This window comes from Mesorhizobium sp. ZC-5 (assembly GCF_025753855.1).
In the GTDB taxonomy this organism is placed as follows: domain Bacteria; phylum Pseudomonadota; class Alphaproteobacteria; order Rhizobiales; family Rhizobiaceae; genus Neomesorhizobium.
Genome location: NZ_JAOWPT010000002.1, coordinates 223273 through 245281 on the forward strand (window position 1 = coordinate 223273; position 22009 = coordinate 245281).

The following is a 22009-nucleotide window of genomic DNA, read 5'->3' on the forward strand; positions in this document are numbered from 1 at the left end:
TTCGGAAAGATGCGAGGCGACCTGCGGACTGACGATCACCGCCAGCCCGCAGTGCGCGGTCCGCCTAGGCAAGCTTTGCGTCGAGTGTCACGTTGATGGCGCCGAGCGCCTTCGAAACCGGGCATTCCGCCTTGGCTTTCTCGGCCAGTTCCTTGAATTTCGCCGCGTCGATGCCGGGAACCGTGCCGGCCAGCGTCAGCGCGCTGCCGGTAATCCCGGTGCCGGGCACAAGCGTGACGACAGCCTTGGCATCGAGTTTTTCGGCCGGTGTGCCGTTTTCGGCGAGGAAATGCGAAAGCTGCATCGCGTAGCATCCGGCATGCGCGGCCGCGATCAGTTCCTCCGGGTTGGTACCCGACTTGCCGCTCTCGTCCTCGAACCGCGCCTTGAACGAATAGGGCAGCGCTTTCAGCGCGCCGCTCTGGCTGTCGAGCGTGCCGGCGCCCTCCTTCAAGTTGCCTTTCCAGACGGCAGTTGCGTGACGGTCCATGATCGTTCTCCTTGGTTGGCGATGTCGAGCGCCTTGCGGCCACCCATGACTATAGCGCCCGCCGGCCGCCAAGCCATGACAGTTTCGGAAAAGACGCTCCGCCCGTAAATATTGCGGCACACGCCCGATCCCCAACTTTGCGCGTTGATGGCGGCCTGAACTTCCCGTATTTTCTGCCCCTGTTGCAGGGATGTCCGACATGCATATTGTTCTTGCCGCGCTCGCCATTCTTGGGGGCGTCGGAATCTGGTGGTATCGCATGAAGATGATGAACGAAGCCGCCAACGACGCGGCCGACGTCATCGGCCGCGTGCGAGGCAATATCCGGCGTAAGAGGATACGTCGCCAGAACGAGATGTCGCCACTCACCGCGGTCGACGATCCCGTCGTCGCGGCGGCAACGCTGATTTCCGCAATGCTGTCGGACGACGTGCCGCTGACGCCGGAACGCGAAGCCGCGCTCCGCAAGGAAATCGAACCGATCGTTCAGGACGGCAAACTGGACGAGGCGATTACCTACGCCAAATGGGCGAGTGGCCAGATCGACGATGCCGCCGTCGTCATCGATAAGCTCGGGCCGTTCCTGCGCGACAGGCTGAACGAGGAGGAGCGGCACGACCTCTTGGCGATGATCCGCCGTTCGTCCGCGGCCGCCGGACCCGGACTTCCGACGCTGGAGCCGCGTATGCGCAGGTTGCGCCAGAAGCTCGGGCTGGAAACGAACTGACAGGAAACATCTCCGCCAGATCGCCGCGCCGCACGTTCAGCCGCCGTCGCTTGAAATCAAGTGCTCTTGATCGCTTCCCAATTGCTCAGCCGATCCGCGATCAACTTCGCGCGTTGCGCATTGTCGAGGCCGTCGAGAGTGGTGAGGTCACCCGGCTCGGCGCGTACGTAGATGCCGGCCGTCCGCTCCTTCACCTTGGGCTGGTTGTCGGCACGAGTCGTGAAGTACCCGGTCGCGCGGTCGGCGGACTCGAGCCTGATCTCTCCCGTCCCGAACAGTTGCGGCGCCTTCGGATCCAGGGGCCGCTCTCCGTTCCAATAGTAGAACAAGCCCGACGGGTCCTTCTTTTCCTTTACCGCTTCGCTCCAGTACCGCGCCGACAGTCGGCCGTCCGATTGCCATGAGCGTCCACTCAGTTCGAGAGCGCCATCACGGTTCCGCGCGATCCGAAGAAGGCTGACGGCGGAAGGCTCCTTCTCGCTACGTTCCGTCAGGGAGAACTGCCACCACGATCCGATGATGTGAGCTTTGCGCCCCGCATTCTCCATCGCCTTGCGGAGCTTCTGGTTGACGGCTTCGATCTCTTCCTGGGTCGTCGCTTCGCCGTAACGTATGGAGGTGAGCCCAAGGAGATCGGTCGGAAGTTTTGAACCGCTCGCGTGAAGAATAAAGGTGCGGCGCATGCCGAGAACTCCGCCGAAAAGACCCGCTTCGAAAACGACATTGTCTCGCGGCGACGCCTGGCCAGCGTCGGGGGAAGGCGATGCGGCCACGTTCACGGCCGTCCAGTCGTCCCTGGCGAATACGAATGCCGCGAAGTCCACCTCATGCGCGAGTTCGACGAGTCGCTCCAGCGTGGTGGTTCCGGGATTGAAGGACGTTGTCCAGGGATCGACGTGCGCGATGTCTTCAAGACCATCCGTCAGCGCCTGCAGCAGTTTCTCCTGCTTTCCCGACGAGCCGAGAAATATGCGAGGTTTGTACATGTGTCCCCTCCTGCAGGGTCCGGAAGCGCCAGCCGCGGTCTTCGCGCAAAGGGCGCGATTCTGAAAGCGGATAAGTTCACCAGATCCGGACTCCGGTCAACTCCAGCCGGCACCTGCGTCCGTCACGGACCAGTCCGATCACCGTTGCACGGTTCAAACCCCTAGATCGGCTCGCCCTTCAGCAGGCGCGGCGTTTCGCCCGACAGCCCGGAGGCCTGGCGGATAAAGAACTCCTTCATCCTCGGCATGCGGTCGACGAGCCCGAGCCCGATGTCACGGATCGCCCTCAGTGGACCGAAATCATTTGAGAACATGCGGTTCAGGATATCGGTGGTGACGCCCATCTGCACCGTATCGAAACGCCGCCAGCGCTCGTAGCGCTGCAGCACGTCGAGCGCACCGATATCCTGGCCGAGTCGGTCCGCCTCGACGACGGTTTCGGCCAGTGCGGCGACATCCTTGAAGCCGAGGTTCAGCCCCTGGCCAGCGATCGGGTGGATGCCGTGCGCGGCATCGCCCGCCAGCGCAAGGCGTGGCGCCACGAAAGCACGCGCCAGCTTCAGGCCGAGCGGCCAGGCCCGCGGCTTGCCTTCGACCCTGAGTTCGCCGAGCTTCAGGCCGAAACGCTGCTCCAGCTCCATCTCGAACACCAGGTCGTCGGAGGCGACGAGGCGATTGGCGTCGTCGGTGCGCTCGGTCCACACGATCGACGAGCGGTCGCCGGTCAGCGGCAATATGGCGAACGGCCCGGCCGGCAGAAAATGCTCCTCCGCGCGGCCGTTGTGCGGCCGCTCATGCAGGATCGTACAGACGATGCCGGACTGGCCATAGTCGACGTCGACAGTCTTGATGCCGGCCATGGCACGCAGTTTCGAGTTGACGCCGTCCGCCGCCACCAGGAGTCGCGCATTGACGACGATGCCGTCAGCGAGGTGGACCGAGACATTCGCCGGGCCGGTTTCAAAACCCTGCACCGCGACGCCTTCGATGATGTCGATGCCGAGATCGGCGGCGCGGCGGCGCAAGGCGCCGTTCAGCACCTTGTTGGCGACCATGTGGGCGAAGGGCTCGCCGGGCGCGACCTCGCCGTCGAAGGTCAGGAAGACCGGGCGCACCGGGTCGGTGGTGCGCGAATCGGTGACGATCATCTCGGTGATCGCCTGGGCGTGCGGCGCGATCTCGTCCCAGCAGCCGAGCCTGGCCAGCATCCGGCATGCGGCGGCGGCGATCGCCGAAGCGCGTGTGTCCTTTTCCCAGACACCCTCCGGCGCGGCATCGACGACAGCGACCTTGAGATTCGGCCGCGCTTCACGGATGGAAACGGCGGCGGCAAGCCCGACATAACCGGCGCCCGCCACCAGCACGTCGAGGCGCGGGCCCTCGTTGTCGGCGCTTTTTTTACGTGCTGTCTTTGCTTCCGCCATCGATCCTGTCCTTACGCTGCGGCCCTGCTTGACTTCGCCCGGCCTTCCTGTTGGAACCCGGCTTCCGTACCTTTGGAAAGGCGCGAAAGAATGTCCTCGGCCATGCAAGAGCTTCTCGACATACTCGACCTCGAGAAGCTGGAACACAATCTGTATCGTGGTCGCAGCCCAAAGGTCGACTGGCAGCGCGTTTTTGGCGGGCAGACCATCGCCCAGGCGCTAGTCGCCGCGCAGCGCACCGTCGAACCGGATCGCCACGTCCATTCGCTGCATGGCTATTTCATGCGGCCCGGCGATACGAAAGTGCCTATCATCTACGAGGTCGACCGCATTCGCGACGGCGGTTCCTTCACCACGCGGCGTGTCGTGGCGATCCAGCACGGGCAGGCGATCTTTTCACTCGAGGCGTCGTTCCAGACGGACGAGATCGGGCTCGAGCATCAGGTGCCGATGCCGCGCGACGTGGCGGCGCCCGACACATTGCTGTCGCAGCGCGAGCTGCTCGGCAAGTTCGGCGAAACGGTACCCGACGGCATCAAGCGCTACTGGGAGCGCGATCGGCCGATCGAGATGAAACCGGTCATGCTGGAGCACTACACCAGCCGTGAAAAGCTTGAGCCGAAGCAGAACATCTGGATCAGGACCACCGGCCCGGTTCCGGCTGACAGGGCGACCCAGGCCGCCGTACTCGCCTACCTGTCGGACATGACCCTGCTCGATACCACCACCTTCGCCCATGGCCGTGCCATCTTCGACCGCGACATCCAGGCGGTGAGCCTCGACCACGCGATGTGGTTCCATCGCTGGCATCCGCTCGACGACTGGATTCTCTACACGCAGGACAGCCCTTCGACGCAAGGCTCGCGTGGCTTTACGCGCGGCACGTTGTTTGCCCGTGACGGAACCCTGATCGCATCCGTAGCCCAAGAGGGTCTCATTCGCCTGCGCGGGAAGCCTGCCGATTAGGCATTTCTCTATTTTTGCCTAGTTTTTGAGCAACCTGATTGCTGCACGTGCGAAGAAACCCGCGCGGCCAACCCCTGTTTCCGTTTGTTTCCAAAGCGTTAAGACCCTGCCGTTCGAACTGGCACGGAGCTTGAATAACCCTTTGCACTCTCCGGCTGCGTATCCGCCGGCGATGCCATGTAACGCGGGGGATCCGCAAAAGCAGAGGGTGAAACCTTATGAAAATCGTGATGGCAATCATCAAGCCGTTCAAGCTGGACGAGGTCCGCGAAGCGCTGACCGCGATCGGCATCCAGGGCCTGACCGTCACCGAAGTCAAAGGCTACGGGCGTCAGAAGGGGCACACGGAAATCTATCGCGGCGCCGAATATGCCGTCAGTTTCCTTCCCAAGATCAAGATCGAAGTCGCGGTGGCGGCCGACACGGTGGACAAGGCCGTCGACGCGATCACCTCGGCCGCCAAGACCGGACAGATCGGCGACGGCAAGATCTTCGTTTTCGGCATCGACCAGGCGGTACGCATCCGCACCGGCGAAACAGACACCGACGCGCTCTGAGCATGACCCCGAAGGTTGCGAACCTGTTCGGACAAGCATCATGCGGAACCCGTGTGAGCCGCCATCAGATTTTTGTGGAGAGATTTCAATGAAAATTCCTAGCAGTCTGGCGCCGTTGGCGCGCAAGGCCCTCTTGGGCACACTCGTTCTGGGGGCGCTGGGCACCGTTGCCGCCTTCGCCCAGGAAGCCGCCCCTGCAGCGGCCGACGCCGCTGCCACCCCGGCAGCCGCGCCGGTCCCCGACAAGGGCGACACCGCCTGGATGCTGGTCTCGACCATCCTGGTCCTGTTCATGATCCTGCCCGGCCTCGCCCTGTTTTATGGCGGCCTGGTGCGTGCCAAGAACGTCCTTTCCGTGCTGATGCAGTGCACGGCCATCACCGCTGTCGTCATCGTCATCTGGACGCTCTGGGGCTATTCCTTCGCTTTCGGCGGCGGCACCAGCCCGTACTGGGGCGGCCTCGGCAAGTTGTTCCTTGCCGGCGTAACGCCCGACAGCACGGCGGCGACCTTCTCCGACGGCGTCGTCATCCCGGAATTCGTGTTCATCTGCTTCCAGATGACCTTCGCCTGCATCACGCCGGCGCTGATCGTCGGCGCATTCGCTGAGCGGGTGAAATTTTCGGCGGTCGTGATCTTCGTGGCGCTCTGGGTCACGTTCGTCTACTTCCCGATCGCCCACATGGTCTGGGATGCCAACGGCCTGCTGTTCGGCTGGGGCGCGCTTGACTTCGCTGGCGGCACGGTCGTCCACATCAACGCCGGCATTGCCGGCCTCGTCGGCTGCATCATGATCGGCAAGCGCGCCGGTCTCGGCCGCGACAACATGGCCCCGCACTCGCTGCCGCTGACATTGACTGGCGCCGGCATCCTGTGGGTCGGCTGGTTCGGCTTCAACGCCGGCTCCAACCTCGAAGCAACCGGCGGCGCCGCGCTGGCGATGATCAACACCTTCACCGCAACCGCCGGCGCGATCATCGCCTGGGTTGCGATCGAAGCAGTCGCACGCAAGACCGCCTCGCTTCTCGGCGCGGCGTCGGGTGTTGTCGCCGGCCTGGTCGCGGTTACTCCGGCTGCCGGCATTGTCGGCCCGATCGGCGCCATCGTGCTCGGCGTGATCGCCAGCTCGGTCTGCTACTACTTCGTGGCGGTGGTGAAGCCGAAGCTCGGCTATGACGACAGCCTCGACGTGTTCGGCATCCATGGCGTCGGCGGCATCGTCGGTGCAATCGGCACCGGTATCTTCGCCAGCGCCTCGCTGGGCGGCATCGGCTATGCCGAGGGCGTGAGCATGGGCGGCCAGGTGTGGACCCAGATCCTGGCGGTGCTCGTCACCATCGCCTGGTGCGGCATCGGTTCCGTCATCCTCTACAAGATCGTCGACATGCTGGTGGGCCTGCGCCCGACACCCGAAGCCGAAAACCAGGGCCTCGATGTCACCTCGCACGGCGAAGTGGCCTACCACAGCTAACCCGATCGGCGGGGTGCGCGAACCGCACCCCGCAATTTCATCCCGTCCGAGCAGCTTCGGCCGCTCGAACCTGAGCCCGGCCCTCGGCCGGGCTCTTTTTTATCGGATCGGGCGCTTCGCGATGTGTGCTGTTCGGCGACAACCCCGCACTTCCGGTTGCCGCGATTTTCGATGAAACATCGCCGCGCCGGCGGCCATGGTTAATGCCGCCTTAACCTTCCCCCCGATAGTCTGGCCGTCGAATCTGCCGAACTGCGCTCAGGCATCAGGCAGGCAAAAGACTGACGGGGTTACGCATGCGTTCTGCACAGTTCGCGCTCGATGAATCGGATCACGGCCTGCAGGCCTTCGCGCGGCGCCAGATCTGGCGTGCCGTCGGCGCGGGCCTGTTCCTGACGGTCGCGTTCTGTCTCGCCAGCCTCGGCACCTGGAACGTCGCCGATCCGAGCTTCAGCCACGCCACTGCCAATCCCGTCACCAATGCGATGGGCTACTCCGGCGCGGTTTTTTCCGACCTCGCCATGCAGTTTTTCGGCCTTTCCTCCGTGGCTGCCCTGGTACCGGCGGTCATCTGGGCTGTTCTCCTGTTTAGCGCACGCAACATCGACAAGCTGCCCCGGCGTGCCGCTGCATGGATTGGCGGCGCCCTTCTCGGAGCGGCGATCGCCGGCTGCATCGCACCGCCCGAGACCTGGCCGCTGCCGACCGGCCTCGGCGGCGTATTCGGCGATATGGTTCTGAATATCCCGGCCGCCGTGACGGGTCAGTATCCGGCCGGCATGCTCGCCACCATTCTGGCGACGTTGCTCGCCGCGCCAGCGCTCTGGCTTTACGCCTATGGCGCCGGTCTGCTGTCGCGAGAGAACGGCTTTGCCCCAATGGCGTCGCCGCGCCGCAAACCGGAGCCGGAAGCCGGCCTTGCCGAGGAGGATGACGACGAGGACAGCGAAGGCATCCTGGCGCTGGGCGCCATCACCCACTGGTGGCTCTCCGCCCGCGGCTTCGTACGCCGTAGGATGGCGGCCCGCCGCCGTGCGGTCGAGCATGACGTCGACGACGACATCGAGTTCCCGGTCGGGGAGCGTCGCATAGGATCCTCGGACCGTTCGAGCGATGCGCGCATCGAGCCGGAATTTGGCATGCGCCCCGCTGTGCGCGAACCGGTGCTGCAGATCGACGACGACGAATTCGACGAGGATCTCGACGACGACATCATGCCGGTGAGCGAAATGGCTCGCCGTCTCGCCGCCTCCAGCCAGAATGGTTCCGCAGGCCCGGCGCGTGTCGCGGCCCCTGCGCCACGACCGGTTCCCGGTGCACGCGTCCAGCGCGAAGCCCAGACGTCGCTGATCGGCAGCGGCGAATTCGAGATGCCGTCTCTGCATTTCCTCGCCGAGCCGAAGAACGTCGTGCGCGACGCCAGCCTGTCGAAGGACGCGCTGGAGCAGAACGCCCGGCTGCTCGAAGGCGTACTGGAAGATTTCGGCGTCAAGGGCGAGATCATCCATGTCCGCCCGGGTCCGGTGGTCACTCTTTACGAGCTCGAGCCGGCACCCGGCATCAAATCGTCCCGCGTCATCGGCCTTGCCGACGACATCGCCCGCTCGATGAGCGCGATCGCCTGCCGCGTCGCCGTCGTTCCCGGCCGCAACGCCATCGGCATCGAACTGCCCAACGCCAAGCGCGAAACCGTCTATCTGCGCGAAATCCTTGCCAGCCGCGACTTCGAGACGACCAAGGCCAAGCTGGCGCTGGCGCTCGGCAAGACGATCAACGGCGAGGCGGTCATCGCCGACATCGCCAAGATGCCGCACGTCCTGGTCGCCGGCACCACCGGCTCCGGCAAGTCGGTCGCCATCAACACGATGATCCTGTCGCTGCTCTACCGGATGACGCCAGAACAGTGCCGGCTCATCATGATCGACCCCAAGATGCTCGAACTCTCCGTCTATGACGGCATCCCGCATCTGCTCACTCCGGTCGTCACCGACCCGAAGAAGGCCGTGGTGGCATTGAAGTGGACGGTCCGCGAGATGGAAGACCGCTACCGCAAGATGTCGAAGGTCGGCGTCCGCAACATCGAAGGCTTCAACCAGCGCGTAGCGCAGGCCGAGGCCAAGGGCGAGCAGATCTCGCGCACCGTGCAGACCGGCTTCGACCGCCAGACCGGCGAAGCGATCTACGAGACAGAAAACCTTGATCTCGAGCCGATGCCGTTCATCGTCGTCATCATCGACGAGATGGCCGACCTGATGATGGTCGCCGGCAAGGATATCGAAGGCGCGGTGCAGCGGCTGGCGCAGATGGCGCGTGCCGCCGGCATCCATGTCATCATGGCGACGCAGCGTCCGTCGGTCGACGTCATCACCGGCACCATCAAGGCCAACTTCCCCACCCGCATCTCGTTCCAGGTGACCTCGAAGATCGATAGCCGCACCATCCTTGGCGAGCAGGGTGCCGAACAGCTGCTCGGCATGGGCGACATGCTCTACATGGCCGGCGGCGGCCGTATCCAGCGTGTCCACGGCCCCTTCGTCTCCGACGACGAGGTCGAAAAGATCGTCGCCCACCTGAAGCTGCAGGGCGTGCCCGAATATCTCGACGCCATCACCGAGGATGACGGCGACGACGATGGCGAGGGTGATGCCGGGCGCGGCTCCGGCGGCGGCGGCAATTTCGAGGACAGCGACGATCCCTACGACCAGGCGGTTGCCGTGGTGCTGCGCGACGGCAAGGCCTCGACCAGCTACATCCAGCGCCGGCTCGGCATCGGCTACAACAAGGCCGCCTCGATCATCGAGCGGATGGAGCAGGAAGGCGTCGTCGGCCCCGCCAACCATGCCGGGAAGCGCGAGATCCTGGTGCCGACGGAGGACGACAAGTTTTGAGCCGCGCCACAGGAACCCCTTGCCGGCGCCAAACTTAAGCCCAACTAGATAGACATATCGACTACCCAACGAGACTGAACCGGAGTGACCGGAATGAACGACCACACCTCAGGCACAAACGCAGGCTCGGGCATGACGCGCCGCAAGGTGCTGGGCCTCGGCCTTGCCGCATTCGGCGCCCTGACGATCGGCCAGACGCTTCCCGCTTTCCTGTCCACCGCGGAAGCGCAGGCATCGTCCGGGGCGGCCCAGAAGATCGCCGACCATTTTTCCTCGATCCGCACGATGTCCGGCGATTTCATCCAGTTCGGCCCGCGCGGCGAGCAGACCGGCGGCAAGTTTTTCATCGCCCGCCCCGGCAAGATCCGTTTCAACTATGAAGCGCCATCGGCCTACCGGGTGATTTCGGACGGCGAATCGGTCGTCATCGACAACCGCAAGCTCAACACCATGGACCTCTATCCGCTGTCGAAGACGCCGCTGAAGCTGCTGCTTGACGAGCGTATCGACCTCTCCGGCAGCAGGGTGAAGAGCGTCAAGGAAGAAGCCGACCTCATCACCATCCAGCTCGCCGACAAATCGGTGTTCGGCAATTCGCGCATCACCATGATGTTCGACACTAAGAGCTATGAACTGCGCCAGTGGACGATTACCGACGCGCAGGGCAAGGACACCACGGTGCTGATCGACAACGTGAAGCAGGGCGTCCAGCTCGACGCCAGCCTGTTCAAGATCGACTACAAGCGCAATTTCGAGGTCAACCAGAAGAACAACAAGAACCGCTGATCCGTCGATCGCGAGACACAGCATGACAAGGCGCCGAGCCATTGCCCGGCGTCTTGTTTTTCGGAGCGGCGGCTGTCAGGTTCCCGGCGCGATTCTCCGCTTCCGGACTGCTTCATGCCTTTTTCCATCGCCACCTGGAACATCAACTCCGTACGCCTCCGGCTGCCGATCGTCGAGCGGCTGCTGAACGAATATGCGCCCGACGTGCTCTGCCTTCAGGAAACCAAATGCCCGGACGAACTGTTTCCGGCGGAGGCCTTCCACAGGCTGGGTTATGAACACGTCGCGTTCAGCGGCCAGAAGGGCTATCACGGCGTCGCCACTATTTCGCGGCGGCCGCTGGAGATCGTCGAACGGCGGCGTTTCTGCAAGATGGAAGACTGCCGGCACATTTCGACCAGGGTGCGGGCCGGTGGCAAATCGCTGCTGCTCCACAATTTCTATGTGCCGGCCGGCGGTGACGAGCCCAACCCCGACGTCAACTGGAAATTCCGCCACAAGTTGGATTTCGTCCAGGAGATGAACGAAGTCCGCGCCGAGTCGAGCGACGCCTCTGCCTCGGTGCTGGTCGGAGACCTCAACATCGCGCCGCTCGAAAACGATGTCTGGTCGCACAAGCAGCTGCTGAAGGTGGTCAGCCACACACCGGTCGAGACGGAAAGCTTCGAAGCAATGCGCAAGGCCGGCAACTGGGTCGACCTGATGCGGCATGTCGTGCCGGCCGACCAGAAACTTTACACCTGGTGGAGCTACCGCGCCGCCGACTGGGAACTGTCGGATCGCGGCCGCCGGCTCGACCATGTCTGGTCGTCGCAAAACATCGTCGACGACCTTCTCGGCATCGAGGTTCTGCGCAGCGCCCGCGGCTGGGACCGCCCGTCGGACCATGTGCCGGTGATAGCGCGGTTTGGGTGGGAATAGTGAGGCAGTGGCCTACTGACTCCGCTACGAAAACTTCGGCGCCAGCTTTTCGATGCTTTTGACCAATTGGTGCAGGTCATTCGACACACGGCGGTGCAACGCGATCGCCACGTCGGGATATTCCTCGAGGATGCGGCGGAAGAGCTTGCGGTTAAGCCGCATGACCTCGGCCTCCGTCGCGGCGAAGGCACCAGTCAGGCGGTCGGTATCGGAAATCAGCGCCATTTCGCCGAGCAGCGCACCCGGGCCAACCGTGGTGATCACCACGCGCTCACCGTCACGGTCGCGGTAGAGGCTGATACGGCCCCGCGCCACGACATAGGCGCCGTCCGCCGGCACGCCCTCAAGGTAGAGTTCCCGGCCGGCGGCAAGCCGCATGTTCTCGGCGCCGAAGGCAAGCAGGCGCAGCTGCTCCTGCGTGAATCCCTCGAACAGATCCACGCCGGTCAGCACGCGGATGTCGTCATCCAGCGACATGGACCTCGGCTTTCACGCATTCCGCCAGGCGAAAATGCGCACTCTTCGAGGGGCGATGTGCGTCCCTGGCGGACCAATGGGCGCACGGCGCATGGTCGCCATCGGTTGGAACGGCGCGCAGGATTGCGCGGATCATGGCAGGCGTCCCCGGTTTACGATGCTGGTCCTCCCCTCGGAATGCGGCCCACCCTCCGCAAATCAGTTATGGAACCAGTTTGTATCCGCCGCTTTCTGTCACAAGAATTTCCGCATTGGAAGGATCGCGTTCGATCTTCTGTCGCAAGCGGTAAACGTGGGTTTCCAGCGTGTGCGTGGTAACGCCGGAGTTGTAACCCCATACTTCTTCCAGAAGCACGTCTCTGGTGATCACCTTCTGGTCGGCCCGATACAGGTATTTGATGATCGATGCTTCCTTTTCGGTCAGCCGCACCTTGCCGCCGCGCTGATCGAGCAGGAGCTTCTGGCTCGGCTTGAACGTATAGGGTCCGACCGAGAACGTGGCGTCCTCGCTCTGCTCGTGCTGTCGCAACTGGGCGCGGATGCGGGCGAGCAGCACGGCAAAGCGAAACGGCTTCGTCACGTAGTCGTTGGCACCGGCTTCCAGGCCGAGGATCGTATCGGAATCCGTGTCGTGGCCGGTCAGCATGATGATCGGCGCCTTGTAGCCGCCCTTGCGCAGGATCTTCACGGCCTCGCGGCCGTCCATGTCCGGCAGGCCGACGTCCATGATCAGGAGATCGATAAGGCCGCCACGCGCCGTGGCCACGCCTTTCGCCGCGGTTGCCTCCTGCAGGACATCGAACTCCTCATAGAGCGACAATTGCTCGACAAGGGTGTTGCGCAGGTCGTCGTCGTCGTCGACAAGCAGGATGGTCCGTGATGTCATGTCTCAATCCATTGTTTCAAAACAAAAATACGGTTGACCGCCCCCCGTTTATGCGGAACGTGACCAGCGGTACAGCCAATCACGGTGATTTGCTTTGGTAACCCGATCATACTCCAAAAAACGTGAGCGCAATGGGGCGCCGGCAAAAAACCGGAACGGGCATGCGTTGCTCGCGGTGCGGGCACGTCCGGGACATCGCTCGCAAGGGCTGATGAATGTTTCAGGGGTGGTGTTTCCTTGCGCCCTGGGACGCGGCGGCATCACCGCCAACAAGCGCGAAGGCGACGGCGGCACGCCGCTCGGCGCGATGCGCATCCTGTCCGGATATTTCCGCGCCGACCAGTTCGCCGCGGCGCGGCGGACACGTCTCGGGATGTCGCCGATTTCACCGGCCCTCGGCTGGTGCGAAGTCCCGGACGACCGCAACTACAACCGTCCGGTCGCGATACCCTATGGGGCCAGCCACGAACGCATGCTGCGCGAGGACCGGCTCTACGATGCCTGTATCGTGCTCGACTGGAACATCAGGCCGAGGCGGCGCGGACGCGGCAGCGCCATCTTCTTCCATCTGGCGCGGGAAGGCTTCACGCCGACCGACGGCTGCGTGGCGATCACCGACGCGGTGATGCGCCGGCTGCTCCCGAGACTTTCCCGAAAGAGCATCCTGCGCGTCATGCGGTGATTTTGAGTTCAGGCCCGCCCTTCATGGGCGAGCCCGATCGACGCATGTCAGTCTATCTCGAGCGGAACTCGTCCAGTCGCAATTTGCCGATTTCACGGTCGACGATCGCCGCGATATCGCGCCGGTTGACGCCGATGTCGTGCAATTCGCGATCGGAGAGGCGATGCATGTCTTCCAGGGCGATGCGCCGCCGCTCGCGGATATGGAAGAAATCGAGAATCCAGCTGAAAAGCGAGGTTGCCGGCCTACGGGAGACGGGAACTTCGTTGATATCTGTGCAGTAGGTCATGGTCTTCACCTTTCAAGGAAACTTTGAAGTTTCCGACATGGGATGACTCTACGCCGTTGAACAAACCGGGAGAAACGAGTAGTTTTTATGGCATCCGATATTTTTATTTGAAGATGAGCCATGCCCCATATTCCCGGCACACGCGCCCTCCACGCATTCGAAGCGGCGGGCCGTCATTTGAACTTCACCCGCGCTGCGAACGAACTGCATGTGACGCCGGCGGCCATCAGCCATCAGATCAAGGAATTTGAAGACCAGCTGGGCATCGAGCTATTCCACCGCACCAGCCGGACGATGCGGCTGACGGAGGCCGGCGAGATCATGCATATCGCCGCGATCGAAGCGCTCTCCGGCCTGACGCGGGCGGTATCGCGTGCCAAAAAGATGGCGCGCGGTTCTTCGCTGTTGAAAGTCACCGCCGATGCGCAATTCGCATCCAAATGGCTGATGCGTCGTGTCGAGGTTTTCAAGAAGGCGCACCCCGACATCGAGTTGCGGTTCGACATCTCCTACGAGGTGCGGGATCTGGAACTCGAAGACGTCGATATCGCGATCCGTTTCGGTACCGGAAAATATCCGAGACTTTGCGCCGACCGGCTGTTCGACAACGTCATCATCCCCGTGTGCAGCCCGCGCCTGCTGGAATCCGGTCCGCCGCTCAAGGAGCCGCGCGACCTGTTCCGGCATACGCTTGCCCATATCGAGTGGTCCCGCCGCGGCGTCACCTGGCCGAACTGGCGCATGTGGATGGCCGCGGCCGGCATCGACGATTTCGACGACAGCCGCACCATCGTCTTCGGCACGTCCACCGATGCCCTGCAGGCCGCTATCGATGGCCACGCCGTAGCGCTCGCCGATTTCACGATCGTCGCCAACGATCTCTCTGAGGGCAGGCTGGTGCGGCCCTTCCAGCTGGGCATCAAGATGGCGCGGGAGTTCGCCTACTTCCTTGTCTACCCCGAAAGCATTGCCGACGACCCACGCATCGTTGCCTTCCGGGCCTGGATCATCGAAGAGGCTGCGAAAACCCAGATATGATCATCCCGCGGGAACGCCTCCGGCTGAAGCTCAGACGGGTGCCGCTGGTCCGCCGAACCAGCCGAGCACCGCACCGATGATGAGCAGCACGCCGAGCCAGTGGCCGCCGTCGATCAGGGTCAGGTCCCAGCCGAAGCCTTCGTAACGGTGGTTGGTGGCCATGGTGGTAAAGACGAACCCCAGCCAGAACACGAAGCCGAACACAAGGCCCGCCACGAGACTGGGCTCGCCGCCGGTGAGCGCGCCGAGCAGCAGCGATGCAACAAGCGCCATGATGAACTCACAGACGAAGCTGACGACATAGGGACCCATCGACGGGGCCATCTTGGCGGGATCGAGCTTTGTCGCCTTGATCCATGGCTTGCTCATGAGCGCACCGTACCAAACCGCGCCGAACAGCCATGCCGCCACGGCCGCGACGACAACCGCCAGCCAGTTTATCGTTGAAAAATCCATGATTTCCCCCTCTTGCAATACGGCGACTGAACGCCTGTTCGAGGGCAGCGTCAAGCGAAGCGCCAAACCGTCGTGCGCTTCACCTCGGCATCTTCCAGGGCGCGGGTGACCGGCACCGCATAGACCGCCAACGCGGCCAGCCGCTCCTTAGGCAGGTAGGATCGTCCGGGGTCGCCGATCAGGACTTCGGCGCCGCGCGCGGCCAGCCGCTCGAACCAGGGAATCAGTCGGTCGGAGAAAGGTTTTTCGTAGAAGACGTCGCCGGCAACCACGGCATCCCAGCCGCCGTCAGTGTCGACGCAATCCACCGCCGTGAAGTCGACGGCAACGCCGTTGGCCTGCGCATTGAGACGGATCGCGGCGGCGCAGAACGGATCGATGTCGGCGGCCAGCACCGATGCCGCTCCGATTTTCGCCGCAGCGATGCCGACCAGGCCGGAGCCCGAGGCAAAGTCGAGAACGCGCCTGCCCGCCACCAGTTCTGGATTATCGAGGATATGCCGCGCCAAGCCTTGCCCACCGGCCCAGGCGAAGGCCCAGAAGGGAGGCGGCAAGCCGATTTCCTCGAGCTCTTCCTCGGTCCTGCGCCAGAGATCGTGCGCCTCGTCGGCAAGGTGGAGGCGGATTTCCGGCACATGCGGCGGCGACATCAGCGCCGTGTTGTCGAGAATGAATTTCTCCGCGCCTTCCGGCGAAATCCGCATGCGCCTCAGGTTGCCGGATCGACGCCGCCCATACGGCAGACCTCTTTCCATTCCGCCGGGGTCACCGGCTGCACCGAAAGCCGCCCAAGCCGCACCAGCGCCATTTCGGAGAGCTTCGGGTTGGCCTTGACCTGTCCCAGCGTCGGCGGGTTCGGCACTTCGCGCACGGCGCGGATATCGACGCATTCCCAGCGCGGGTCGTCGGTGGTGGAATCGGGATGCGCAAGGCCGCAAACCTCGGCGATGCCGACGATGTTGAGCCCCTCATTGGAGTGATAGAAGAAACCGAGGTCACCGATCTGCATGGCGCGCATGTTGTTGCGCGCCGCATAGTTCCGCACCCCGTCCCATTCCTGTCCGGCCTTGCCGGCGGCTTTCAGCTTGTCGAAGGAGAAGCTCGACGGTTCGGACTTGAACAGCCAGTAATTCATACGAAATTCCTCCAGAGGCGGTACCGCAGGTTTAGCCGTTCGCCGGATTGTTGAAAACCCAGTTCCACGGGCGGACGTCCACCGACGCGAACAGTCCCGCCCTGGCATAGGGATCGGCATCGCCGATCGCTTTGGCGGTGCCCGCGTCCGCCGCTTCGATGACCACTAGGCTGCCGTTCGGCTTGCCGTCCGCATCAAGGAACGGGCCGGCAAACTTCAGCGTGCCCTTGGCGTTGAGGTCGTTCAGGAACGCGACATGATCGGGCCGCGTGTCGAGCCGCACCTGCAGCTGGCCGGGCTTGTCGTTGCAGATCAGGGCAAACAGCATTTTTCGAATCCTTTTCTCGATATCGTCGTATATTCCGCCAGGTTTTCGCAAAACCGGCGCCTGTTTCGTGAAAACAGCGCTGATCCTGCGGATTTTTGTTAATCGGTCTCGCTTTTCAAAGGTCGCGACATCAATTCCGCCACCGCATCCCGAATGGCGATCTCGCCGGCCAGGATGCGGTCGACTGCGTCGACGATCGGCGCCTCAACGCCCCGCTCGCGGGCGATCTTGGCGGCGACCCCTGCCGTTGCGACACCCTCGGCCAGCGGCCGTCCGGCCAGGTCTTCGCCCTTTCCGAGCGCCAGCCCGTAGGCAAAATTGCGCGACTGTCCGGAGCCGCAGGTCAGCACCAGGTCGCCCAGCCCGGACAGACCCATCAGCGTTTCCGGCTGCGCGCCGAAGGCCGCACCGAGCCTGCGCAGTTCGACGAACCCGCGGGTCACCATGGCTGCCTGGGCGCTGGCGCCGAAGCCTGAGCCGATGACCGCGCCTGCGGCGATGGCCAATACGTTCTTCAGCGCGCCGCCGATCTCGACGCCGACGAGATCGTCGGAGGAGTAGCAGCGGAACTGCGGCGCCGAGAGGTTCGCGGCAAGCCGGGCCGCCAGGTCGCCATGGCGGGCGGCCACCACGACCGCCGTCGGCAGCCCACGGGCCACGTCGGTGGCGAAACTCGGCCCCGACAATGCAGCGATCGGGTTATCCGGCAGGATTTCCACGACCACTTCGGATAGAAGCCGGCCGGTTTTCTGTTCGATGCCCTTGGCGCACAGCATCACGGGTATGTCGTGCGGCACCGCGTCGGCCGCCTCCAGCAGCATGTCCCGCAACGCCTGGGCGGGGGCTGCGGCAAGCACCAGGCCCACGCCCCGCAGCGCCTCCACCAAATCGACCGTCGCCTTTATTCCTTCGGCAAGCTTCAACCCCGGCAGGTAGCGCGGATTCTCACCGCGTTCGTTGATTGCCTCGACTGTCGCGCCATCGCGTGCCCACAGCCGCACGTCATGCCCGCCATGGCGGGCGGTGGAGGCAAGTGCGCTGCCCCAGGCGCCGCCCCCGAGAACGGCAATGGAAATCGTCCCGCTCATGCTTTCGGCCCCCGGCGCCCGGCACCGATCAGCGGATCGGAAACGCTGTCGAGCGGCCAGCGGGAGCGGGGCGCCAGTTGCATGGCGCCGTCATCCACCAGGCCGGCGCGCAGGCGTTCGATGCCGGCCCAGGCGATCATTGCCGCGTTGTCGGTGCACAGTTCGAGCGGCGGCGCGATGAAGGCGAAGCCGCGTGCCCGGCAGAGATTTTCGAGCGTTGTCCGGACCTCTTTGTTGGCAGCGACGCCACCGGCAACCACCAGGGCAGGGTCGCGAGCAGCGGGAAATTCGTTTCGGAAGCGGTCCAGACTGCGCGAAACCCTGTCGTCCAGCGTATCGGCGATAGCTGTCTGGAATGAAGCGCAGATGTCGGCAACATCAGCTTCGCTGAGCGGCGCGATGGCCGTGGCTGCCTGCCGGACGGCCGTCTTCAGGCCGGAAAAGGAAAAATCCGGTCGTGCTTCACCCTTCAGCGGGCGCGGGAATGCAAAGCGCTTCGGGTTACCGTGCTGCGCCACTTTCTCGACATTCGGCCCGCCGGGAAACGGCAGGCCGATCAGCTTGGCCGTCTTGTCGAAGGCTTCGCCGAGCGCGTCGTCGATGGTGGTCGCCCAGCGCTCATAGCTGCCGACGCCGCGCACCAGGACGATCTGCGTATGCCCGCCCGATACCAGCAGCAGCAGATAGGGGAATTCGAGCCCGTCGGTCAGCCGCGCCGTCAGCGCGTGACCTTCGAGGTGGTTTACGGCGATCAGCGGCTTGCCGGCGGCGGATGCCAGCGCCTTGGCCGTCATCAGCCCGACGATGAGGCCGCCGATCAGTCCCGGCCCCGCCGTCGCGGCGACGGCATCGATGTTGGCAAGACCGATATCCGCCTCCGACAGCGCCGTCTCGACGATGCTGTCCAGCGCCTCGACATGGGCGCGTGCCGCGATCTCCGGCACCACGCCGCCAAACGCGGCATGTTCGTCGATCTGGCTGAACACGATGCTGGAGAGGATTTCTGGGCAGCCGTCGACGCCGAGCGCGACCACCGAGGCCGCCGTCTCGTCGCAGCTCGTCTCGATCCCGAGCACCTTGACCGCGTCCTGTTGCATCATTGCCCGTCTACCAATTCCCCGTTAGGAGGGGCGGGAAAATCCCGCGCGGCGGGGTTATCACGGACCGCTCGCCATGGAAACAACCAGAATCGGCACGAGAGGCAGCGCGCTCGCCCTGGCGCAGGCGACGGAGACACGCGACCGCCTGATGGCCGCGCACGGTTTGCCCGAATCGGCATTCGAGATTGTGCCGATGTCGACCAGCGGCGACCGCATCCAGGACCGGCCGCTTTCGGAAGCCGGCGGCAAGGGCCTGTTCACCAGGGAGATCGAGGAAGCGCTGCTCGACGGCCGCATCGACATCGCCGTGCATTCGTCGAAGGACATGCCGACAGCGCTGCCGAAGGGGCTGGATCTGCTCGCCTTCCTGCCGCGCGAGGATCCGCGCGACGCCTTTATCGGGCGTTCGGCGCGCACCATCATGGAGCTGCCGGATGGCGCCACCGTCGGCTCGTCATCTCTGCGCCGCCAGGCGCTGATCCGCCGCCAGCGTCCGGACCTTCAGGTGATCACCTTCCGCGGCAACGTGCAGACGCGGTTGCGCAAGCTGGAGGAGGGCCAGGTCGAAGGCACGCTGCTAGCCAATGCCGGACTGAAGCGGCTTGGGCTGGCGCATGTTGTCACCGACCTGATGCCGCTGGAAATATTTCCGCCCGCACCCGGCCAAGGCGCCATCTGCATCGAGGCCCGCGTCGACAACCCGCGCGTCGCCGAACTGCTGGCCCCGATCAACGACGCTCCGACCGCGACCGCCCTGGCCTGCGAACGCGCCTTTCTTGCCGCACTCGACGGTTCCTGCCGCACACCGATCGCCGGCTATGCCTCCACCGAGGGGGAAACACTGAAATTCTCGGGCCTCATCATCACGCCGGACGGGAGCCAGGCGCACGACATCGCCGCCGAAGGCCCGGTTTCGGACGCAGCCCGAATCGGCCGCGACGCCGGTGCGGCGATCCGCGCCAAGGCCGGTGCTGCCTTCTTCGACGGCTGGTTCTGATGCAGCGCCGGGTGCTGGTCACGCGGCCGGAACCCGGCGCGTCACGCACGGCTACCCGTCTTGCCGAGGCCGGTTTCGCGCCGGTGGTGCTGCCGCTCACCGAAATCCGCCCGCTCGCCGCCAGGCCGATACCCGCTGATTTCGCCGCCGTTGCCGTCACTAGCACCAACGCGCTCCGCCACGCTCCATCGGCACTGATCGAATCGCTCAGGGGCAAGCCGCTGTTCGCTGTCGGCAGCCGCACGGCGCGTCTGGCTCGCGAAGCCGGCATTGTCACTGTTTTTGAAGGAAACGGCGATGCCGCCAGTCTCGCGAGCCATATGGCTACGCAACTGACGCCCTCTTCGCGGGTGCTTTACCTCTGCGGCAAGGTGCGGCGTCCGGACTTCGAGGCAGTCCTTGCCGAGGCCGGATCGGTGGTGGATGCGCTGGAAACCTACGACACGATCGCCATCAACCATCCTGCCGAGCTTGCCGCCTCCGCGCTGGGCAACAAACCGGTCGAAGCGGCTTTTGTCCTGTCGTCAAAGACCGCGGAGGCGCTTTCTTCGCTCGTCCGGACGACGGCGCTGGCGCATCTTTTTGCCGATACCCGCTATTTCTGCATTTCCGGCCGTGTGGCGGCTGCCCTTACCGGGATCGACCCCGGCCATATATCGATATCCGAGACGCCAGACGAAGACGCGCTCGTCGCGCTTCTCGAACGTGAAAGCTGATCCGCCATCAACCGGCCTTTTTTCAGATGGAGCAGGTATGATAGTGATCGGGGTGGCAGTCCGCCGAGCCCGTATCGCGGTTCCGAAGCAGGTTTTCCGGGAGTGACAGAATGGTCAAACCGCCCAAGATACGGCATTCGAAGACAACCCGCGATCCGGTGACCATCGAACTCGAACCGGGCGCGGTTTCGCGCGTCGAGGAAACGGCGAAGCCCGGCGACAGCACACCCGACGCAACAGATGCCGATGCCGGGCCGGAGGCGGTGGAAAACGCTGAACAGGCCACAACGGCCGAATCGCCGCAGGCGGAGAACCGCCCCGCCGCTACCGAGCAGGACTGGGTACCGTTCGATCAACCAGAAGCCGACAGCCGCGCGGAAACATCCTCCGGCGTGAAAGAGCCATCCGAAGAAGGCGCCACCGAATTCGGCCGCTCCGGAACGCAGGAAAGGACCGCCGCGATGTCGTCCAGCGTTCCACCGGTCGAGCCGCGCCGGCCAAACAGGAGCGGCTTTTCGGGGCTCGCAGCCGGGCTGGTCGGCGGCATCATCGCGCTTCTCGGCGCGAGCGGCCTGCAATTTGCCGGCTTGCTTCCCTCTCCGGGCGCCGGAAGCGGCGATGCAGCGGCGGTTTCCAGCCTCCAGGCCGAGGTCGCCGCGCTCAGGCAACAGGTTGAGGGACTTCCGGCAGCAGGAGACGGCGCCGATGTCCAAGGTCTTCGCCAGACTGTCGACGAATCGACGAGCCGCATCGATGGACTCAACATGGCGCTCGACCAGGTCAAGTCGGATGTCGCCGCGCTGAAATCGGCGGTCGAAGCCGGCGGCGCGGGCGAAAACGCCGGACTGCAGGCGTTGCAGGACAAGATCGCCGAAATCGAGAAATCGGTCGCCGCCGCCGCCCAGCCCGGCGCAAATGCAACGCCCGCCGAAATCACCGCGCTCGGTGAAAAGCTCGCCGCGGTCGAAACCGCGGTGAATGCCGCCACCAGCGCGCAGTCGGCCAATGACAGCCGCATCGGCACGGTCGAACAGGGATTGGCCGCGCTCGAACAGAGCGTCGCGTCGCTGACCGGCAAAGTCGATGCACAGGCCTCGCAGCCCAGGGTCGCGCTGGCAATCGCGGTATCGGCCCTGAAAGCCGCGATCGACGCCGGCGGCTCGTTCACCTCCCAGGTCGAGACCTTCGCCGCCGTGGCGCCGAATGCGCCGGAACTGGCGGCACTGCGCTCGCTTGCCGAAAAGGGCATACCCAGCCGCGACCAGATCGCCGCCGAGGCGCCCGCCGCCGCCACGGCGATGATCGACGCCGGCCGCACCGTCGACGACAACGCTGGTTACTTCGAGCGGCTGCTGGCAAGCGCCGAATCGCTGGTCAAGGTCCGCCCGGTCGGCCCTGTCGAGGGCGCCGGCGTGCCGGAGACGGTTGCCAGGCTGGAAGCCGCATTGGGCAGCGGCGATTTCGCCAGGGCGATCGCCGAATACGATACGTTGCCCGAGGCGCCGAAAGCGGCGGGTCATGCGTTCATGGAAAAGGTTCGTGCCCGGCTGGCCGCCGAGCAATTGGTCGAAAAGGCAACCGCCGGCGCGCTCAAGGCGTGA

The 22009-nt window shown here is 64.3% G+C and carries 24 protein-coding genes; 12 read left to right on the forward strand and 12 right to left on the reverse strand.

The annotated features are described in order from the left end of the window. Positions 1-64: 64 nt before the first annotated feature. Entirely contained in the window at positions 65-490 is a 426-nt protein-coding gene (locus tag OHD58_RS04220) for an OsmC family protein (protein WP_263801812.1), read from the reverse strand. Positions 491-689: 199 nt separating this feature from the next. Here OHD58_RS04220 and OHD58_RS04225 point away from each other — a divergent pair, with 199 nt between their 5' ends. Beyond that, complete coding sequence (locus OHD58_RS04225) at positions 690-1217, forward strand: hypothetical protein (protein WP_263801813.1); 528 nt, start codon at positions 690-692, stop codon at positions 1215-1217. 56 nt (positions 1218-1273) lie between these two features. Here OHD58_RS04225 and OHD58_RS04230 read toward each other — a convergent pair whose 3' ends face one another. Further along, positions 1274-2203, reverse strand: coding sequence for a nucleotide-binding protein (locus tag OHD58_RS04230; protein ID WP_263801814.1), 930 nt, complete (start codon positions 2201-2203; stop codon positions 1274-1276). A gap of 161 nt (positions 2204-2364) precedes the next feature. After that, positions 2365-3627, reverse strand: coding sequence for a ubiquinone biosynthesis hydroxylase (locus OHD58_RS04235; protein ID WP_263801815.1), 1263 nt, complete (start codon positions 3625-3627; stop codon positions 2365-2367). Positions 3628-3717: 90 nt separating this feature from the next. On the opposite strand from OHD58_RS04235, the gene OHD58_RS04240 reads away from it, so the two are divergent. From OHD58_RS04240 to OHD58_RS04265, 6 genes are all read left to right on the forward strand, one after another. After that, positions 3718-4593, forward strand: coding sequence for an acyl-CoA thioesterase (locus tag OHD58_RS04240; protein ID WP_263801816.1), 876 nt, complete (start codon positions 3718-3720; stop codon positions 4591-4593). Positions 4594-4811: 218 nt separating this feature from the next. After that, positions 4812-5150 carry a P-II family nitrogen regulator gene (locus tag OHD58_RS04245; protein ID WP_263801817.1) on the forward strand — a complete coding sequence of 113 codons (339 nt, stop codon included), beginning with the start codon at positions 4812-4814 and terminating at the stop codon, positions 5148-5150. Positions 5151-5238: 88 nt separating this feature from the next. Next, the gene (locus OHD58_RS04250) at positions 5239-6621 is read left to right on the forward strand and encodes an ammonium transporter (protein ID WP_263801818.1); all 1383 of its coding nucleotides are present in this window, start codon (positions 5239-5241) and stop codon (positions 6619-6621) included. 296 nt (positions 6622-6917) lie between these two features. After that, on the forward strand, positions 6918-9509 hold the full coding sequence (locus OHD58_RS04255; protein WP_263801819.1) for a DNA translocase FtsK: 2592 nt from the start codon (positions 6918-6920) through the stop codon (positions 9507-9509). Between the two features lie 93 nt (positions 9510-9602). After that, the gene (locus OHD58_RS04260) at positions 9603-10295 is read left to right on the forward strand and encodes an outer membrane lipoprotein carrier protein LolA (protein ID WP_263801820.1); all 693 of its coding nucleotides are present in this window, start codon (positions 9603-9605) and stop codon (positions 10293-10295) included. A 114-nt stretch (positions 10296-10409) separates the two neighbouring features. After that, the gene (locus OHD58_RS04265; protein ID WP_263801821.1) at positions 10410-11216 is read left to right on the forward strand and encodes an exodeoxyribonuclease III; all 807 of its coding nucleotides are present in this window, start codon (positions 10410-10412) and stop codon (positions 11214-11216) included. 24 nt (positions 11217-11240) lie between these two features. Here the strand turns inward: OHD58_RS04265 and OHD58_RS04270 are convergent, their stop codons facing one another. Together OHD58_RS04270 and OHD58_RS04275 are read right to left on the reverse strand one after the other, a co-directional pair. Continuing rightward, positions 11241-11693 carry a Crp/Fnr family transcriptional regulator gene (locus OHD58_RS04270; protein ID WP_263801822.1) on the reverse strand — a complete coding sequence of 151 codons (453 nt, stop codon included), beginning with the start codon at positions 11691-11693 and terminating at the stop codon, positions 11241-11243. Positions 11694-11895: 202 nt separating this feature from the next. Further along, complete coding sequence (locus tag OHD58_RS04275; RefSeq protein ID WP_263801823.1) at positions 11896-12579, reverse strand: response regulator transcription factor; 684 nt, start codon at positions 12577-12579, stop codon at positions 11896-11898. Positions 12580-12745: 166 nt separating this feature from the next. On the opposite strand from OHD58_RS04275, the gene OHD58_RS04280 reads away from it, so the two are divergent. Further along, a complete protein-coding gene (locus OHD58_RS04280) occupies positions 12746-13261 on the forward strand; it encodes a L,D-transpeptidase family protein (protein ID WP_318528233.1) in 516 nt (171 codons plus the stop codon). 52 nt (positions 13262-13313) lie between these two features. On the opposite strand, the gene OHD58_RS04285 is transcribed toward OHD58_RS04280, so the two are convergent. Then, the gene (locus OHD58_RS04285; RefSeq protein WP_263801825.1) at positions 13314-13550 is read right to left on the reverse strand and encodes a hypothetical protein; all 237 of its coding nucleotides are present in this window, start codon (positions 13548-13550) and stop codon (positions 13314-13316) included. Between the two features lie 120 nt (positions 13551-13670). Here OHD58_RS04285 and gcvA point away from each other — a divergent pair, with 120 nt between their 5' ends. Continuing rightward, a complete protein-coding gene (gcvA, locus tag OHD58_RS04290; RefSeq protein ID WP_263801826.1) occupies positions 13671-14588 on the forward strand; it encodes a transcriptional regulator GcvA in 918 nt (305 codons plus the stop codon). A gap of 30 nt (positions 14589-14618) precedes the next feature. Here the strand turns inward: gcvA and OHD58_RS04295 are convergent, their stop codons facing one another. The 6 genes from OHD58_RS04295 to tsaD form a co-directional block, all read right to left on the reverse strand. Beyond that, on the reverse strand, positions 14619-15044 hold the full coding sequence (locus OHD58_RS04295; protein WP_263801827.1) for a DUF1761 domain-containing protein: 426 nt from the start codon (positions 15042-15044) through the stop codon (positions 14619-14621). A gap of 50 nt (positions 15045-15094) precedes the next feature. Beyond that, positions 15095-15799, reverse strand: coding sequence for a class I SAM-dependent methyltransferase (locus OHD58_RS04300; RefSeq protein ID WP_263801828.1), 705 nt, complete (start codon positions 15797-15799; stop codon positions 15095-15097). Then, positions 15754-16179, reverse strand: a complete 426-nt coding sequence (locus OHD58_RS04305) for an EVE domain-containing protein (RefSeq protein ID WP_263801829.1) — start codon at positions 16177-16179, stop codon at positions 15754-15756. Before OHD58_RS04305 ends, OHD58_RS04300 begins: the two co-directional genes overlap by 46 nt. A 31-nt stretch (positions 16180-16210) precedes the next feature. After that, complete coding sequence (locus OHD58_RS04310; RefSeq protein WP_263801830.1) at positions 16211-16507, reverse strand: YciI-like protein; 297 nt, start codon at positions 16505-16507, stop codon at positions 16211-16213. A gap of 98 nt (positions 16508-16605) precedes the next feature. Next, the gene (locus OHD58_RS04315; protein WP_263801831.1) at positions 16606-17595 is read right to left on the reverse strand and encodes an NAD(P)H-dependent glycerol-3-phosphate dehydrogenase; all 990 of its coding nucleotides are present in this window, start codon (positions 17593-17595) and stop codon (positions 16606-16608) included. Continuing rightward, positions 17592-18692 (reverse strand): tRNA (adenosine(37)-N6)-threonylcarbamoyltransferase complex transferase subunit TsaD, encoded by a 1101-nt coding sequence (gene tsaD, locus OHD58_RS04320; RefSeq protein ID WP_412177177.1) that lies wholly within the window; start codon positions 18690-18692, stop codon positions 17592-17594. The genes OHD58_RS04315 and tsaD overlap by 4 nt, the downstream gene beginning before the upstream one ends. 76 nt (positions 18693-18768) lie before the next feature. Between tsaD and hemC the strand changes: the two genes are divergently transcribed. From hemC to OHD58_RS04335, 3 genes are all read left to right on the forward strand, one after another. Further along, positions 18769-19692 (forward strand): hydroxymethylbilane synthase, encoded by a 924-nt coding sequence (hemC, locus tag OHD58_RS04325; RefSeq protein WP_263801833.1) that lies wholly within the window; start codon positions 18769-18771, stop codon positions 19690-19692. After that, positions 19692-20408: a uroporphyrinogen-III synthase gene (locus tag OHD58_RS04330; RefSeq protein ID WP_263801834.1), complete on the forward strand. Its 717-nt coding sequence runs from the start codon at positions 19692-19694 to the stop codon at positions 20406-20408. Before hemC ends, OHD58_RS04330 begins: the two co-directional genes overlap by 1 nt. 110 nt (positions 20409-20518) lie before the next feature. Next, a complete protein-coding gene (locus tag OHD58_RS04335; RefSeq protein ID WP_263801835.1) occupies positions 20519-22009 on the forward strand; it encodes a COG4223 family protein in 1491 nt (496 codons plus the stop codon).